Raw genomic sequence first — 15,731 nt, forward strand, 5'->3', positions numbered from 1 at the left:
GAATTCGCGGGTGATCCGGAGCCGGCGCGCGAGCGCGAATCGGCGCTAGATCGTTGCGGGACGCTCTGGCGGTTCGGAGCCGGCGCGGGAGCGCGCGTATCGGTGTCAGGTTGTTGCGGGACGCTCTGGCGGTTCGGAGCCGGCGCGCGAGCGTGCGTATCGGCGCCGGGTTGTTGCGGGACGCTCGGTGCAGAGCCGATGCGCGAACGTGCCGCCTGGTGTGTGAAGGGCCAGGGGAGATCCGGCTGCAGGTCAGGTCAGCAGGCGGCGCGACGAGTAGATGTGGTGCACCGTGAAGCCGAGGCGGGAGTACAGCGCCACGGCTGCCGTGTTGCGCTGCTCCACCTGCAGGTAGGCGTCGCGGGCGCCCAGGGTCACGGCCCACTCGGCCAGGGCCGCGATCAGGCGCTGGGCCAGGCCGCGGCGGCGCAGGCGTTCGTCGACGCCGATCAGGGACAGGCCGAGCCAGCGCGACTCGTCGTCGGCCACGCAGCCGCGGGCGGTGGCCAGGAGGTTGCCCTGCTCGTCGTACCACTGGGCAAATCGCACGTTCGGCACCGCCGTGAGCACGTGCCGGGCCGAGTCGGGCAAAGGGCCCTTGCGGCCGGCGACCGCGGACAGCCACTCCGCCGACGGTTCGGTGGCCAGCTCGATTCGTCCGCCGGTCGGGGGCGAGGCCTCACCCGGGCTCTGGGAGGTGGTGGACGGGGTCGTGGCTGAGGGTGAAATGGCGGGGGATGTGCCGCCCCCGTGCTCACCAGGCGCGGCGGTCGAAGGCGCGGCGGTCGAAGGCGCGACGGTGGGGAGGGCGCTGGCGGCGTGCTCCGACGGCGCCGCGGGCGAGAGGGTCTTGAGCAGGTGCGGCAGGGCGACCGTCATGACCTGGGTCGTCGGCATCGCGGTCCAGCCGCGGCGCTCCAGCTCGTCGTCCAGGCGCTGGAAGAGCGGGACCGGGATCGAGAGGGCGGGGGTGAGGGAGCGCCGGCGGTACCATTGCTGGACGAAATCGATCGCGTCCGGCGTCGGCAGGTCGGGGGAGCCGATCGCGAGGGCGGAGTTGGCGCGCTGGGTCCAGCCGTCGGTCGCGCGCAGGAGCCAGTCGCCCAGGTTGGCCTGTTCGCGGGCCGGCCAGCCCTGTGCCGCGGCGGCCTCCAGCGACTCGGTCGGCGTGAAACGGCGGCGCGGCGGGACCGGCTTGGCCCGTGCGATCTCATGCAATGGAACGCGGACCGCGCCGGTGCGGGCACGGACTGTGAGATGCGTCTCGGTCGCTTCGAGCAGCTGGCCCAGAATGTCCGAAAACACGGGTCGTGCGTCGCGCATCCCGACGATTCGGCGCACGACGACGCGCTGTCCCACATGTTGTGGCCCGAGCACGATCGACCTCCCGTGAACCTGGATACTAGGCTCGTACCGCCGCGGTAGGGATGCGGCGGGGCTTGCCAGCCCCAGGTTGGCAGCCTCAGGTGCGAAAGAGGGCGACCCGTGACATACATCATCGCCGAACCTTGCGTGGACCTGCTCGACAAGGCCTGCATCGAGGAGTGCCCTGTCGACTGCATCTACGAGGGCAACCGCATGCTCTACATCCACCCGGATGAGTGCGTGGACTGTGGCGCCTGCGAGCCGGTGTGCCCGGTCGAGGCGATCTTCTACGAGGACGACGTCCCGGAGAAGTGGAAGGACTTCGTCGGCGCCAACTACTCGTTCTTCGACGAGCTGGGCTCGCCCGGCGGCGCGTCGAAGGTCGGCAAGGTCGAGAAGGACGCGGCGTTCGTCGCCTCCCTGCCGCCGCAGGAGCGCGAACACTGACCGGCACAGCCTTCGGGGCCCGGCGCGCGCTTGCGGCCGGGCTGCCCGACTTTCCGTGGGATCGCCTCGAGCCGGCCAAGGCCACCGCGGCCCGCCACCCCGACGGCCTCGTGGACCTCTCGATCGGCACGCCGGTCGACCCGGTGCCCGAGCTGATCCGGGCGGCGCTGGCCGAGGCGTCGAACGCTCCCGGGTACCCGCTCACCGCCGGCACCCCGCGCCTGCGCGAGGCGATCCGGGAGTGGGTGACGCGATGGTGCGGCACCGGCCCGGGCGAGTTCGGCGTGCTGCCCACGATCGGCTCCAAGGAGCTCGTGGGCTGGCTGCCGACGCTGCTGGGGCTCGGCCCCGGCGACACCGTGGTCATTCCGCAGGTGTGCTACCCGACGTACGAGGTGGGCGTTCTGCTCTCCGGCGCCCGCGTGGTCCGCGCCGACTCGCTGACCGCGCTCGGGCCGGAGCGGGTGAGCATGGTGTGGGTGAACTCGCCGTCCAACCCGACCGGCAAGGTGCTGCCCGAGGCGCACCTGCGCAAGGTCGTCGAGTGGGCGCGCGAGCGCGGGGCGATCGTGGTGAGCGACGAGTGCTACCTGCCGCTGCCGTGGGAGTCGGAGCCGGTGTCGATCCTGTCGGTCTGCGACGGGAACTTCGACGGGGTGCTGGCCGTGCACTCGCTCTCGAAGCGCTCGAACCTGGCCGGATACCGCGCCGGGTTCGTGGCCGGTGACGCCGCCCTTGTCGAGGAGGTGCTGGCCGTGCGCAAGCACGCCGGCATGATCGTGCCCGCCCCGGTGCAGGCCGCCATGGTCGCGGCGCTCGGCGATGAGGTGCACGTGGAGGAGCAGCGCGCGCGGTACCGTCGCCGCCGTTCGGTCCTGCGCGAGGCCTTCGAGCGCGCGGGGTTCACGGTCGAGCATTCGCAGGCCGGACTGTACCTCTGGCTGACCCGCGGCGAGGACTCCTGGGCGACCGTGGATTGGCTGGCCGAGCGCGGGATCCTCGCGGCGCCGGGGGCGTTCTACGGGCCGGCGGGGGAGCGGCACGTGCGGGTCGCGTTCACGGCCACGGACGAGCGCGTGGATTCGGCCGCATCGCGACTCTGACCGGCACCGTCGCCGCGCGCCGCGTCGCGACTGTGACCGGCACGGTTGCGCGCGCCGCGCCGCGCCGCGCCGCGTCACGGCTCGGACCGGCACCGTCATGCGCGCCGCGTCGCGACTGTGACCGGCACGGTTGCGCGCGCCGCGCCGCGCCGAGCCGCGTCGCGGCTCGGACCGGCACCGTCATGCGCGCCGCGTCACGGCTCTGACCGGCGCCGGTCGCGCACTGGAGTGCGGCTCTGGCCGGCACCGTCGTGCGCCGGAGTGTGACTCCCGCGTGCACGCGCTTGGTCCGCTCAGCCCTGCCGTATGCGAAAGAGCCTGCCGTTTGCGAAAAAGGCGACCAGGGCGAACAAGGCAAACAAGGCGATAAAAGCGACTTAAGCGGCGACGGGGTATAAATCCGATATGTCGTGGCGCGCAGCGCCCGACATATCGGGCGGACCCCGAACTCGGTCGAGGCCCGCCCCGGCCCAGTGCTCAGTTCGCGTGCAGTGCGGCGTTCAGCTCGATGCCGCGCCCCTGGCGTTCGCGGACCTCCAGGCGGCCGCTCACCGAGTTGCGGATGAACAGCAGGTTCGGCAGGCCCGAGAGCTCACGGGCCTTCACCACGCGCCCGTCCGGCAGGGTCAGCTTCGAACCCGCCGTGATGTAGCACCCCGCCTCGACCACGCAGTCGTCGCCGAGCGAGATGCCGACGCCCGCGTTCGCGCCGAGCAGGCAGCGCTCGCCGAGGGAGACGACCTCCTTGCCGCCGCCGGAGAGGGTGCCCATGATCGAGGCGCCGCCGCCCACGTCGGTGCCGTCGCCGACCACCACGCCGGCCGAGATGCGGCCCTCGACCATGGAGTTGCCGAGCGTGCCGGCGTTGAAGTTCACGAAGCCCTCGTGCATGACGGTCGTACCGGGGGCGAGGTGCGCGCCCAGGCGCACGCGGTCGGCGTCCGCGATGCGCACGCCCGACGGGGTCACGTAGTCGACCATGCGCGGGAACTTGTCGAGGCTGAAGACGGTGAGGCGGCGCCCCGCGCGGCGCTCCAGCGCGCGCAGCTCGTCCACCTGCTCGGGCAGGCACGGGCCGGCCGAGGTCCAGGCCACGTTGGCGAGCAGGCCGAACTGCCCGTCGAGGTTCGCCTGGTGCGGGCGGACGATGCGGTGCGAGAGCAGGTGCAGGCGCAGGTACACGTCGGCCGTGCTCGTGGGCGCGTCGCCGAGCGACTGGATCTCCACGCGCACGATCTCGGACCGCAGGCCGAGGGGGCCTTCCGCCTCCACGAACGAGCCGAACTCGGGGCCGGTCGCGGCCACCGAGGCGGCGACCGCGGCGGCCGCGCTGCCGGGGTCCGCGACGGAGGCGGCGGTGGCGGCTACGGCCGTGGCGGGATCGAGTCCGGTGGTGGACGGGAACGCCCCGAGGCCCAGGTTGCCGGCCGGGAACCAGGCGTCCAGCACCTGTCCCGAGGACGTCACGGTGGCCAGGCCGAGGCCCCAGGCGGGCGAGTCGATGTACGCGGTCGTCACGGGAGCGAACGCTACCGCACGCGCGGGATCGCCCGCCCGTCTAAGGTCGAGTCATGCTCACCCGTGACGTGCTTGCCGATCCCGTGGCCCTGACCAGGGCCCTCGTCGACATCGAGTCGGTCTCCGGCCACGAGGCCGAGATCGCCGACCGCGTGGAGGAGGCGCTGAGCGGCACCGCGCTCAAGGTCGAGCGCTTCGGGCACACGATCGTCGCGCGGACCGAGCTGAACCGGCAGCAGCGGGTCGTGCTCGCCGGGCACCTCGACACCGTGCCGCTGCACGACAACTTCCCGTCGCGCACGGAGGGCAACCTCATGTGGGGCTGCGGCACCTCCGACATGAAGTCCGGCACCGCGATCGCCCTGCACCTCGCGGTCACCGAGGCCGAGCCGCGCCACGACGTGACCTACGTGTTCTACGAGTGCGAGGAGGTCGACTCGGCGCGCAACGGGCTGAAGATCCTCGCCGACCGCCGCCCCGACCTGCTCACCGACGCCTCCTTCGCGGTGCTGCTCGAGCCGACCCACGGGCTGATCGAGGGCGGCTGCCAGGGGACGCAGCGCGTGATGGTGCGCACGAGCGGCAAGCGCGCGCACTCGGCCCGGTCCTGGCTCGGGGAGAACGCCATCCACAAGGCCGCCCCGATCCTGGAGCGTCTGCGGCGGTACCGCGACCGCACCGTCACCATCGACGGCTGCGAGTTCCACGAGGGCCTGAACGCGGTGCGCATCTCCGGCGGCGTGGCCGGCAACGTCATCCCCGACGAGTGCGTGGTGGAGGTCAACTTCCGCTTCGCGCCCGACCGCGACGAGGCGGCCGCCGAGGCGCACGTGCGCGAGGTGTTCGACGGCTTCGACCTGGAGTTCGTGGACTCGGCCCCGGGCGCGCTGCCCGGCCTCGACGCACCCGCGGCGCAGGAGCTGCTCGGCGCGATCGGCCGCCCGCCGCGGGCCAAGCTCGGCTGGACCGACGTGGCCCGCTTCGCGGTGCTGGGCATCCCCGGCCTGAACTTCGGCCCCGGCGACCCGAACCTGGCGCACAAGCAGGACGAGCACGTCGAGATCGACAAGATCGCCGAGGGCGCGGAGGTCATGCGCCGCTGGCTACGGGGCTGAGGCCGGCGTCCGACAGGATGGCTACGGGGCTGAGGCCGGTGGCTCCTCGGCGGCCGGCTCGAGCGTGCGCAGCATGCGGCGCACCGCGAGCACCTCGCGAATCCGTCGGTTCATCTGCCGCTTCTGGCGGTCAGCCTCGACTCGTGTCATGCCGGTCACACCCCCACGCCTGCCACCGGTATATCGGGTAGGACGCGACGGTAGGGCGAAACGTTGCTCTCCGCACCCGTTTTCCTACCGAGAATGTCCGATCATCGCGGTGCGGGCGGACCTGTGACGAAGGTCCTACCGTCCGGATAGGGCCACGCGTTGGCCACACAGCCCTCGAGCCCGAACGACTGGCGGGCCATGACCGGGGCGGGGGCGCCCGCGCGCGGGCAGATCGCGTGCCCGTTGCCCAGGAAGTGCCCGACCTCGTGGTTGACGACCATGTGGCGGTACTCCGCGACGCTCGGGTACCACGCGACCCCCAGCAGCCACCGCTTCAGGTTGATGATCACGTCGCGGCCGCCGCGGCAGGAGACCTCGCCCCGGGTGCGCACGCCGCGCCGCGCGCACATGGAGTCGGTCGTCGACGGCGTGGCCAGGTGCACGGTGAGCTCGGAGGCGCTGCCCGCCGCGACGCGCTGGAACGAGTACTTCCCGCCCGCGATCCAGCTCCGCGCGTCGCCGAGCGTGTGCTGCACCGCCGCGGCGAACTCCTCGGGGTCGACCCCGGAGCCCTCCTCGGTCGCGACCACGTAGTGCACCAGGTGCCCGGCGCCGCCGACGCGCTCGCCGCCGGAGGCCGCGAAGTCGAACTTCCCGTTGCCCTGCCCCGGCACCGCGGGCGGGGCGGAGATCGACGGCGACGGGAGGTTCGAAGGCGACGGGGGGTTCGACGGCGACGCGGAGATCGACGGGGGTGCCGAGAACGGCGGGCTCGACGACAGGGCAGGCGGCGGGGAGGGCTCCGCGAAGGCGCCGGAAGGTGACGAAGGGCGCAGCGAGTACCAGAGGAGCAGCGACCCGGCCAGAAGGCCGCAGACGGCCGCCGACACCGCCCAGCCCCGTGTCCCCATGGCCGTATTGGACCATGCGAGGACGTACGGTGACAGGCATGAGCGAGCCCAAGCGCAGCCGGCCGCGGGAGCGGCATCGCGGCATGGTGACCCTGCGACGCGACGCCATCCCGCTGAGCACCGCCGACCAGCGACTGCTGGACTCCCACCTGCGCCACGAGTGGAAGACCAAGGACGCCTGGCGGGCGCTGCGCATCCTCAGCGAGTTCGTCGAGGGCTTCGACACCCTGGCCGACCTGCCGCCCGCGGTGAGCGTGTTCGGCTCGGCCCGCAGCAAGCCCGACAGTCCCGAGTGGCGCATGGGCGAGGAGATCGGCGGGGCCCTCGCGCGCGCCGGCTACGCGGTGATCACCGGCGGCGGCCCCGGCGTCATGGAGGCCGCGAACAAGGGCGTCGCCGAGGCCGGCGGGCTGTCCATCGGCCTGGGCATCGAGCTGCCGTTCGAGCAGGGCCTCAACGACTGGGTCGACATCGGCATCGACTTCCGGTATTTCTTCGCCCGCAAGACGATGTTCGTGAAGTACGCCCAGGCGTTCGTCGTGCTGCCGGGCGGTTTCGGCACGCTGGACGAGCTCTTCGAGGCCGTGACCCTGGTCCAGACGCGCAAGGTCACGCGCTTCCCGGTGGTCCTCATGGGCACGGCCTACTGGCAGGGCCTCCTCGACTGGATCCAGGGCACGATGCTCCCGGACGGCAAGATCGGCCCCGAGGACCTGCAGCTGCTGTACCTCACCGACGACGTGGACGCCGCGGTGCAGCACATCCGCGAGGCGGCCGAGCACCTGGAAGAGGACAAGCTGGGCGGCGGTAGCTGATGGCGCGCATCGGCGTGTTCTGCGCCTCGTCGCAGCGGCTCGAGCAGCGCTGGCTCGACCTCGCCCACCACCTCGGCGTCGAGATCGGCCGGCGCGGCCACGAGCTGGTCTCCGGCGGCGGCTGCGTCGGCATGATGGGCGCGGTCGCGGACGGGGCGCGCGAGGGCGGGGCACGCACGTACGGCGTCATCCCGCAGAAGCTCGTCGACCTCGAGGTCGCCGACACCAAGTCGGACGAGCTGGTGGTCACCGACGGCATGGCCTCCCGCAAGACGCTGCTCATCGAGCGCTCCGACGCCTTCATCACGCTGCCCGGCGGCCTGGGCACGCTCGACGAGCTCTTCGAGGTCTGGACCACCGCGACGCTCGACCTGCACCGCAAGCCGATCCTGCTGCTGGACCACGACGGCTTCTACGGCGGCCTGCTGGACTGGCTGCGCACCCTCGCCGCGCAGGAGTTCGTGCGCTCCACGGCCCTGTCGATGATCCTCACCGCCGGCGACGTGCACACCTCGATGGACCTGATCGAGGCGTCTCTGCTGGGCACGTCCCGGCAGTGACGCCGGCCGTGGTTCCATTGGTCGCGTGAGCGCGACCGCTTCCCCCGCGGGCCGCAGCCGTGCCTACAAACTCGTGCGCCGGCCCGCGGTCAGGGCCGTCCCGGTCTTCTCGGACCCGTGGCAGCGGCTCGTCGTGGAGCACACGGGCGGGCCGCTGCTCGTCGTCGGCGGCCCCGGCAGCGGCAAGACCACCACGCTCGTCGAGGCCGTCGCCCAGCGGGTCGCCGACGGCGCGGACCCCGAACAGATCCTCGTGCTCACGTTCGGCCGGCGCGGGGCGGTGCGGCTGCGCGACCGGATCGAGGCGCGGCTCGGCCGCTCCAGCGGGCTGCGCACGACGGCCGAGCCGATGGTCCGGACATTTCACGGGTACGCCTTCGGCCTGCTGCGCCGCGCCGCCGTCGAGCGCGGCGAGGCCTCCCCGCGACTGCTGACCGGCCCCGAGCAGGACCTGGTGATCCGGGAGCTGCTGGCCGAGTCGGGGGCGCCGTGGCCGGAGGCGCTGCGCGGCGCGCTCACCACCCGCGCGTTCGCCACCGAGCTGCGCGATCTGCTGCTGCGCGCCGTCGAGCGCGGCGTGACCCCGGACGGGCTGGCGGAGCTGGCCCGCATCCACCGCCGCGCGGACTGGAGCGCCGCGGCCGCGTTCTTCCGCGAATACCTCCAGGTGCTCGCCCTGCGCGACGCGACCGGCCGGGGCTCGGTCGCCTACGACTACGCCGAGCTGGTGCGGGCCGCGGCCGGGCTGCTGGCCGACGACGAGCACCTGCTGCACCAGGAACGCCGGCGGCTGCGCTACGTCTACGTCGACGAGCTCCCCGACACCGACCCCGCCCAGGTCGAGCTGCTGGAGCTCGTCGCGGGCGACGGCCGGCACCTGGTGGCCTTCGCCGATCCCGACTCCTCGACGTTCGCCTTCCGCGGCGCCGACCCGGGGATCGTGCCCGACTTCGAGCAGCACTTCCCCGGTGCGGTCCAGGTGACGCTGCCCCATTCGCGCCGGCTCGGGGCCGGGCTGCTCGCCCCGATCGGGCGGGTCGCGGCCCGGCTGCGCGGCCCCTCGCGGCACCGGCGGATGCTCCCGCAGCGGCCCGGCGGCACCGTGGAGACGCGCACGTTCGCGTCCGAGACCTCCGAGGCCGCGTTCATCGCGCACCGGCTGCGGGAGGCGCACCTGCTGCGCGACGTGCCCTGGTCGCGGATGGCGGTCGTGGTCCGCTCCACCGCGCGGCAGCTCGCCCCGTTGCAGCGCGCCCTGCACACCGCCGGGGTACCGACGACGACCGAGTCCGAGGACCTGCCGCTGCACCTGCAGCCCGCGATCGCCCCGCTGCTGCTGCTCCTGCGCTGCGCGCTGCACGACGCCCGGCTCGACGAGGACGCCGCCGTGGCGCTGCTGCACTCGCCGCTGGGCGGGGCCGACCCGCTGGCCGAGCGGCGGCTGCGGCAGGGGCTGCGCGCGCTCGCGCTGGCCGCGGGGGACCGGCGCCCGTCGGGCCTGCTGCTGCTCGCGGCGCTGCGCGACCCGGCCGAGCTCGCGATGGTCGAGCGGCGCTGGGCTAGCCCCGCGCGCACCGTGGCCGGGCTGCTGCAGCAGGCCCGTGACGCCGCGGCCCGCCCGGGCGCGACGGCCGAGGAGGTGCTGTGGGCGGTGTGGCAGGCCAGCGGGCTCGCCGAGCGCTGGTCGGCGCTGAGCGCCCGGGGCGGGCACCGGGGCGCGGCCGCCGACCGGGATCTCGACGCGGTCGTGACGCTCTTCGACGCCGCCGCGCGCTTCACGGACCGGCTGCCGGGAGCCGGTACCGATGTCTTCCTGGACCACGTCGAGGGCCAGGACCTGCCGGCCGACAACCTCGCCCCGATGGCCGACCGCGGCGACGCGGTGCGCATCCTGACCGCGCACGCCGCCAAGGGCCTGGAGTGGGACGTCGTCGCGGTCGCCGGGGTGCAGGAGGGCGTCTGGCCCGACCTGCGGCTGCGCGGCAGCGTGCTGGGCTCGGAGCTGCTGGTGGAGGTGCTGGCCGGGCGGAGCATGGAGACCGTCGGGCGGCTCTCGGCGCTGCTCGACGAGGAGCGGCGGCTGTTCTACGTCGCCGTGTCGCGCGCCCGGGAGCGGGTGCTCGTCACCGCGGTCGCGTCCGGCGACGGCGAGGAGCAGCCGAGCCGGTTCCTCACCGAGCTGTCCGTCGACGAGGAGCAGCCCGCGTTCGAGGCGCCCCGCGCGCTCACGCTGCCGACGCTGGTCGCCGAGCTGCGGGTGGCGCTGGTCGACCCCGACGCGCCCGAGCAGCGGCGGGCGAGCGCGGCGGCACTGCTCGCGCGCCTCGCGTCCCAGGAGGTACCGGGGGCGGATCCCGGCAGCTGGTGGGGCCTGCCGGCGCTGTCGGACGAGCGGCCGCTGGTCGACCCGGGCGAGCCGGTGCAGGTGACCCCGTCGACGGTGGAGAGCGTCGAGCGGTGCAGCCTGCGCTGGCTGCTCGAACGCCACGGCGGGGCGCTGACCCCGTCGCCGGAGCAGTCCATCGGCAACCTCGTGCACGCCGCGGCGATGCTGGCCGCCGACGCCACCGCGGACCGGGCGCAGCTGGTGGCGTACGTCGCCGACCGCTTCGACGCGATCGAGCTCTCGGCCCGATGGCTCGCGGGGCGGGAGCGGGACCGCGCCGAGACCATGCTCGACAAGCTCATCGGCTGGCTGGCCGGCAACCCGCGCCGGCTCGTCGCGATCGAGCAGGACTTCCTGGTCGAGCTGGCCGATCCCGAGGCGCCGGTGGAGATCAAGGGGCGGGTCGACCGGCTGGAGCTCGACGAGCAGGGGCGGCTCGTGGTCGTCGACCTCAAGACCGGCAAGTCGATCCCGGCCAACGCCAACCTGGCCGAGCACCCGCAGCTGGCCGCGTACCAGGCGGCGATCGAGCTCGGCGCGTTCGAGGAGTCCACGGTCGCCGGCGGGGCGGCGCTGGTGCAGCTGGGCGGCGAGACGAACGCCGCGCGCGAGCAGGTGCAGCCGCCGCTGGGCGAGGCCGACGACCCGAACTGGGCCCAGGCCCTCGTGCGGCGCACGGCCAAGACGATGGCCGCCTCGACCTTCAGCGCCGTGGTGAACAACAAGTGCCGCGTGTGCCCGGTCAAGACCTCGTGCCCCGTCTCGGGCAAGGGGCGCCAGGTCACATGACGCCGCTGGAGTTGGCAAGGCTCTTGAAACTGCCGGCGCCGACGCCGCAGCAGGCCGGCGTCATCGCGGCCCCGGTCGGGCCGCTGCTGGTGGTGGCCGGCGCCGGGTCGGGCAAGACCGAGACGATGGCGGCGCGGGTCGTCTGGCTCGTCGCCAACGGCCACGCCCGCCCGGAGCAGATCCTCGGCCTCACCTTCACCCGCAAGGCCGCCGGCGAGCTGTCGCACCGCATCCGCCAGCGCCTCGGGCAGCTGGTGCGCCGGCTCGGCCGCGACGACCTCATCGCGGGCGAGCCGACCGTGGCCACCTACCACTCGTACGCGGCCCGGGTCGTGCGCGAGCACGGCGTGCGCGCCGGGTTCGAGCCGTCGACCCGGCTGCTGACCGAGGCCGCGTGCTGGCAGCTCGCCGACGCGGTGGTGCGCGCCTACGACGGGGACATGACCGCCGTCTCGGCCGCACCGTCGACCGTGGTCGACGCGGTGCTGCACCTCGCCGGCGACCTGGCCGAGCACCTGCGCGAGCCCGCGGACGTGGCCGCGTGGACGGGCCGGTTCTTCGCCGAGATGAGCTCGAAGAGCGGCAAGATGGCCAAGCCGGTGCGCGATGTGCTCGCCCGGCAGCAGGCGCGCCTGCAGCTGTTGCCGTTGATCAGGCAGTACGGCGAGAAGAAGGCCCTGCTGGAGGCGATGGACTTCGGCGACCAGCTCTCGCGCGCGGCCACGGTCGCGACGGCGCACCCCGAGGTGGGCCAGGTCGAGCGGGACCGTTTCCGGATCGTGCTGCTCGACGAGTACCAGGACACCTCCCACGCCCAGGTCGTGCTGCTGCGCGCGCTCTTCGGCGGCGGCCACCCCGTCACCGCGGTCGGCGACCCCTGCCAGTCGATCTACGGCTGGCGCGGTGCCTCGGCCGGCACCCTGGACCGTTTCCCGGCCGAGTTCGCGCGGCCCGACGGGAAGCCGGCGCCGCTGCGGCAGCTGACCACCAGCTGGCGCAACCGGCCCGAGATCCTCGACGTGGCCAACACGCTGTCGGCGCCGCTGCGGGCGTACGGCGCCCAGGTCGCCGAGCTCGCCCCGGCCGACGTGCTGGCCGAGCCCGCCTCGACCGCGACCGTGCACTGCGCCCTGCTCGACACGTACACCGAGGAGGCGGCCTGGCTCGCCGACCGGGTGCTCGCCTCGTGGCGGCTCGCGGCGAAGGTCGATCCGGACACGTTCCCCTACGACATCCCGGTCGAGGACCGCCCGTCGACGGCGGTGCTCGTGCGGACCCGGGCCCAGATCCCGGCGCTGGAGAACGCGCTGCGCTCGCGGGGCCTGCCGGTCGAGGTCGTCGGGCTCGGCGGGCTGCTGGACACGCCCGAGGTACGCGACGTCGTGAGCATCATGCGGGTGCTCGCCGACCCCGCCGAGGGCGCGGCCCTCCTGCGCATCCTGACCGGCCCGCGCTGGCGGATCGGGCCCCGGGACCTGGTCGCCCTCTACCGCCGCGCCCGGGCGCTGGCCGCCGCCCGCCGCCACGGGGACAGTGCCGCCGAGCCGGAGCTCGCGGACCGGCTGGACGAGGCCGTCCTGGTCGAAGCCCTCGACGACCTCGGCGAGCCCGAGCTGTACTCCGAGGAGGGCCACCGCCGCTTCGCCCGGCTCGGCGCAGAGCTGCGGGCCCTGCGCCGCCGGCTCGACCAGCCGCTGCCCGATCTCGTCGCCGACCTCGAGCGCGTCACCGGCCTCGACGTCGAGGTCGCCGCCCGGCCCGGCGACGCCGGCCTGGCCCGCGGCCACCTCGACGCGTTCGCGAACATCGCGGCGCGCTTCGCGTCCGAGTCGGAGGGCGCGACGCTGAGCGCGTTCCTGGCGTTCCTGGCCGCGGCCGAGAACGAGGAGCGCGGCCTGGCCCCGGGCGAGGTCGAGGTCGTCGCCGGGGCCGTGCAGATCCTCACCGCGCACGCGGCCAAGGGCCTGGAGTGGGACGTCGTGGCCGTCGCCGGGCTGTGCGCGGACGTCTTCCCGGGGCCGAGCAACGCGGGCGACCACTGGCTGCGCGGCCTCGGCGTGCTGCCCTTCCCCCTGCGCGGCGACCACGCCGGGCTGCCCGCGCTCGAACTGTCCGAGGCCGGCGACATCAAGGGCGTGGTCCGGGCACTGGAGCAGTTCACGCGGGACTGGCGCGACCACGACATCCGCGAGGAGCGGCGGCTGGCCTACGTCGCCGTCACCCGCCCCCGCCGGTTGCTGCTGGCCAGCGGGTACTGGTGGGGCGAGGGCATCAAGCGGCCCCGCGGCGCCTCGGTGTTCCTGGACGAGATCCGCGAGCGCTGCCTGGCCGGGGCCGGTGTCGTGGACGCCTGGGCGCCCAGGCCGGAGGCCGACGCGCAGAACCCGACCGCCGCCGACGTGCCCAGCGCGAGCTGGCCCGCCGACCCGCTCGGCCACCGCCGCCCGCTGCTGGAGGCGGCCGCGGCGCTCGTGCGCACCGCCGACCCGGCCGCGGCGCCGGCGGTGCACGACCCGCTGGTGGCGCGCTGGGCGAGCGAGGCCGAGCTGCTGCTGGCCGAGCGCGCCCGGCTCGCGCCCCGGGCCGGCGGCGTCGTCGAGGTCTCGCTGCCCGGGCACCTCTCGGTGTCGCAGCTGGTCGCCCTGCGCCGCGACCCGCAGCGCCTGGCCCGCTCGCTGCGCCGCCCGCTGCCCGCCCGCCCCGACCCGTACGCGCGCCGGGGCACCGCCTTCCACCACTGGCTCGAGCAGCGCTTCCGGGCCGAGCGGCTGCTCGACCTCGACGAGCTGCCGGGCGCGGCCGACGAGGACGCCGCGCCCGACTCCGCCCTGGCCGACCTGCAGGCGCGGTTCCTGGCCAGCGAGTGGGCCGACCGGGTGCCGCTGGACGTCGAGGTGCCGTTCGCGTCGGTGCTCGCCGGCGTGGTGGTGCGCGGGCGGATGGACGCCGTGTACCGGTACGACGACGGCCGCTTCGACGTCGTGGACTGGAAGACCGGCGGGCGCCCGGGCGGGGCCGACGCGACCGCCGCGGCGGTGCAGCTCGCCGCCTACCGCCTCGCCTGGGCCGAGCTGCGGGGCGTGCCGCTGGCGCAGGTCGGGGCCGCCTTCTTCTACGTGCGCAGCGGCGAGACCGTCCGCCCCGCCGACCTGCTCGACGAGGCCGGGCTGCTCGAGCTGATCACCTCGCTGCCGGCCGTGTAGGTCACGAGCGAGTCTCAATACATTGGCAAGGTTCTGACACGCGGCTGTCGGTGGAACCGGCTCCTCCTCGAAGCTGTCCAAGAGGGCATGCGAGGGGGAGTGCGCACCATGCAGGCACCGCACGTTCGCGAAGTCGCCCTGGTGGTGGGCGTCGCCACCGCCGGGGTGCTCACCGCTGCGCTCGTCGTGATCGGTCCGGTCGCGGCGGCCGACTCGCACCGATATCCGCAGGTCACCCAGCTGCACCCGCCGCCCCAGCCGCAACCGTGACCCGAAACCTCCAGCAAATCCCCAGCTGAGCGGGGAGGGGGCTGCTGGTCGTCGTGGCATTCGGCTGAGACACTGGTGTCGACATGACCGAGCAGAGTTCGCCGTGGGCGACGCCGGACACACAGACCGTGATCGAGCCGGTCACCGTGCCCGCGTCGCCATCAGCCGCACCCGCCGAGCCGCTGCGCCGGCGCGAGCAGCGGGACGCGGCGGGCTACGCGTCGGGGCGCGTCGGGCGGTCGGGGACGCCGCCGCCGGTCCCGCCGCCGGACGTGCTGGAACACGGCCGCGGCGACGACGACGATCCGGTCAGGCGCAACCAGAAGATCATGAAGTGGCTCGGCGGCGGGGCCGTCCTGGTCGTCGCGATCGGGCTCGTCGTGATCCTCGTATCGGTGCTGACCAACAACGCCACCACGCCGGGCGGCCTGTTCAACAAGCGGGCCGAGGCGCCCAGCGACACCCGCCCCGAGCTGGCGCGGCGCTGCCCGCCGCCGAGCATCCCGCCGGACAACCCGCGCCCGGGCGGCGAGGAGGTCCCGCCGGGGCCGCGCACGACCGACGCGGAGTCCGGGATCAGCTACAAGCAGTTCGGCGAGCCCTGGCGCCCGCTCGCCGAGAACTGGCGCGACCAGGGCGAACTCAAGATCACGTACCGCATCGGCCAGGACTTCGTCACCGAGCCCAACTACGACGGGGTCGGCTCCGACTACCACGCCACGATCCTGTCGGGCCACGTGCCGGCCGCGGTCAACGACGGCATGGTGCTCGACCTGCACTGCGTCGGCGACCAGATCGCCGCGGACGTGCGGGTCAGCTTCTACCCCAAGGGCAACCAGCTCGAGCAGATCGAGGCCAAGGACCTGACGCTGGGCGGCCGTCCGGCCCGGCTGCTCAAGTTCCGGCTGCACTTCAACACGCCGGGGCTGCGGGCCAAGAGCGAGCTCGTCTCCATCGCCCTCGTGGACCTGGGCAAGCCGGAGGCGGCGATCCTGTACGTATCCATCCCCGACACGCACCGTCAGTTCGACTCCGTCGCCGACGAAGCCCCGCAGAGCATCCGCCCCGTCTGAGCGGCGCGAGTGGCGTCACTTGCGTC

Annotated in this window: 12 protein-coding genes; 9 read left to right on the top strand and 3 right to left on the bottom strand. The window is 74.0% G+C overall.

Translation table 11 applies throughout. The features are described 5' to 3' along the window. Positions 1-252 precede the first annotated feature (252 nt). A complete protein-coding gene (locus ACQP1P_RS04740; protein WP_433083455.1) occupies positions 253-1,218 on the bottom strand; it encodes a GNAT family N-acetyltransferase in 966 nt (321 codons plus the stop codon). Between the two features lie 267 nt (positions 1,219-1,485). On the opposite strand from ACQP1P_RS04740, the gene fdxA reads away from it, so the two are divergent. Beyond that, positions 1,486-1,812 carry a ferredoxin gene (gene fdxA / locus ACQP1P_RS04745; RefSeq protein WP_350611744.1) on the top strand — a complete coding sequence of 109 codons (327 nt, stop codon included), beginning with the start codon at positions 1,486-1,488 and terminating at the stop codon, positions 1,810-1,812. Next, positions 1,809-2,915 (top strand): succinyldiaminopimelate transaminase, encoded by a 1,107-nt coding sequence (dapC, locus tag ACQP1P_RS04750; protein WP_433089836.1) that lies wholly within the window; start codon positions 1,809-1,811, stop codon positions 2,913-2,915. The genes fdxA and dapC overlap by 4 nt, the downstream gene beginning before the upstream one ends. A 477-nt stretch (positions 2,916-3,392) precedes the next feature. Here dapC and dapD read toward each other — a convergent pair whose 3' ends face one another. Beyond that, complete coding sequence (dapD, locus tag ACQP1P_RS04755) at positions 3,393-4,433, bottom strand: 2,3,4,5-tetrahydropyridine-2,6-dicarboxylate N-succinyltransferase (RefSeq protein WP_433083457.1); 1,041 nt, start codon at positions 4,431-4,433, stop codon at positions 3,393-3,395. Positions 4,434-4,486: 53 nt separating this feature from the next. On the opposite strand from dapD, the gene dapE reads away from it, so the two are divergent. After that, a complete protein-coding gene (gene dapE / locus ACQP1P_RS04760; RefSeq protein WP_433083459.1) occupies positions 4,487-5,548 on the top strand; it encodes a succinyl-diaminopimelate desuccinylase in 1,062 nt (353 codons plus the stop codon). Between the two features lie 251 nt (positions 5,549-5,799). Here the strand turns inward: dapE and ACQP1P_RS04765 are convergent, their stop codons facing one another. Next, the gene (locus tag ACQP1P_RS04765) at positions 5,800-6,609 is read right to left on the bottom strand and encodes a DUF3152 domain-containing protein (RefSeq protein WP_433083461.1); all 810 of its coding nucleotides are present in this window, start codon (positions 6,607-6,609) and stop codon (positions 5,800-5,802) included. A gap of 38 nt (positions 6,610-6,647) precedes the next feature. Here ACQP1P_RS04765 and ACQP1P_RS04770 point away from each other — a divergent pair, with 38 nt between their 5' ends. From ACQP1P_RS04770 to ACQP1P_RS04795, 6 genes are all read left to right on the top strand, one after another. After that, positions 6,648-7,424: a TIGR00730 family Rossman fold protein gene (locus ACQP1P_RS04770; RefSeq protein ID WP_433083463.1), complete on the top strand. Its 777-nt coding sequence runs from the start codon at positions 6,648-6,650 to the stop codon at positions 7,422-7,424. Next, positions 7,424-7,984 carry a TIGR00730 family Rossman fold protein gene (locus ACQP1P_RS04775; RefSeq protein WP_433083465.1) on the top strand — a complete coding sequence of 187 codons (561 nt, stop codon included), beginning with the start codon at positions 7,424-7,426 and terminating at the stop codon, positions 7,982-7,984. Before ACQP1P_RS04770 ends, ACQP1P_RS04775 begins: the two co-directional genes overlap by 1 nt. A gap of 73 nt (positions 7,985-8,057) precedes the next feature. Then, positions 8,058-11,159, top strand: coding sequence for an ATP-dependent helicase (locus ACQP1P_RS04780; protein WP_433089838.1), 3,102 nt, complete (start codon positions 8,058-8,060; stop codon positions 11,157-11,159). Next, positions 11,096-14,362 carry an ATP-dependent helicase gene (locus tag ACQP1P_RS04785; protein ID WP_433083467.1) on the top strand — a complete coding sequence of 1,089 codons (3,267 nt, stop codon included), beginning with the start codon at positions 11,096-11,098 and terminating at the stop codon, positions 14,360-14,362. The genes ACQP1P_RS04780 and ACQP1P_RS04785 overlap by 64 nt, the downstream gene beginning before the upstream one ends. Before the next feature lie 108 nt (positions 14,363-14,470). Continuing rightward, positions 14,471-14,632 (top strand): hypothetical protein, encoded by a 162-nt coding sequence (locus ACQP1P_RS04790; RefSeq protein ID WP_350611738.1) that lies wholly within the window; start codon positions 14,471-14,473, stop codon positions 14,630-14,632. Between the two features lie 83 nt (positions 14,633-14,715). After that, positions 14,716-15,705 carry a hypothetical protein gene (locus tag ACQP1P_RS04795; protein ID WP_433083469.1) on the top strand — a complete coding sequence of 330 codons (990 nt, stop codon included), beginning with the start codon at positions 14,716-14,718 and terminating at the stop codon, positions 15,703-15,705. Positions 15,706-15,731: the final 26 nt, after the last annotated feature.

Source organism: Dactylosporangium sp. CA-052675, from assembly GCF_050947935.1.
In the GTDB taxonomy this organism is placed as follows: domain Bacteria; phylum Actinomycetota; class Actinomycetes; order Mycobacteriales; family Micromonosporaceae; genus Dactylosporangium.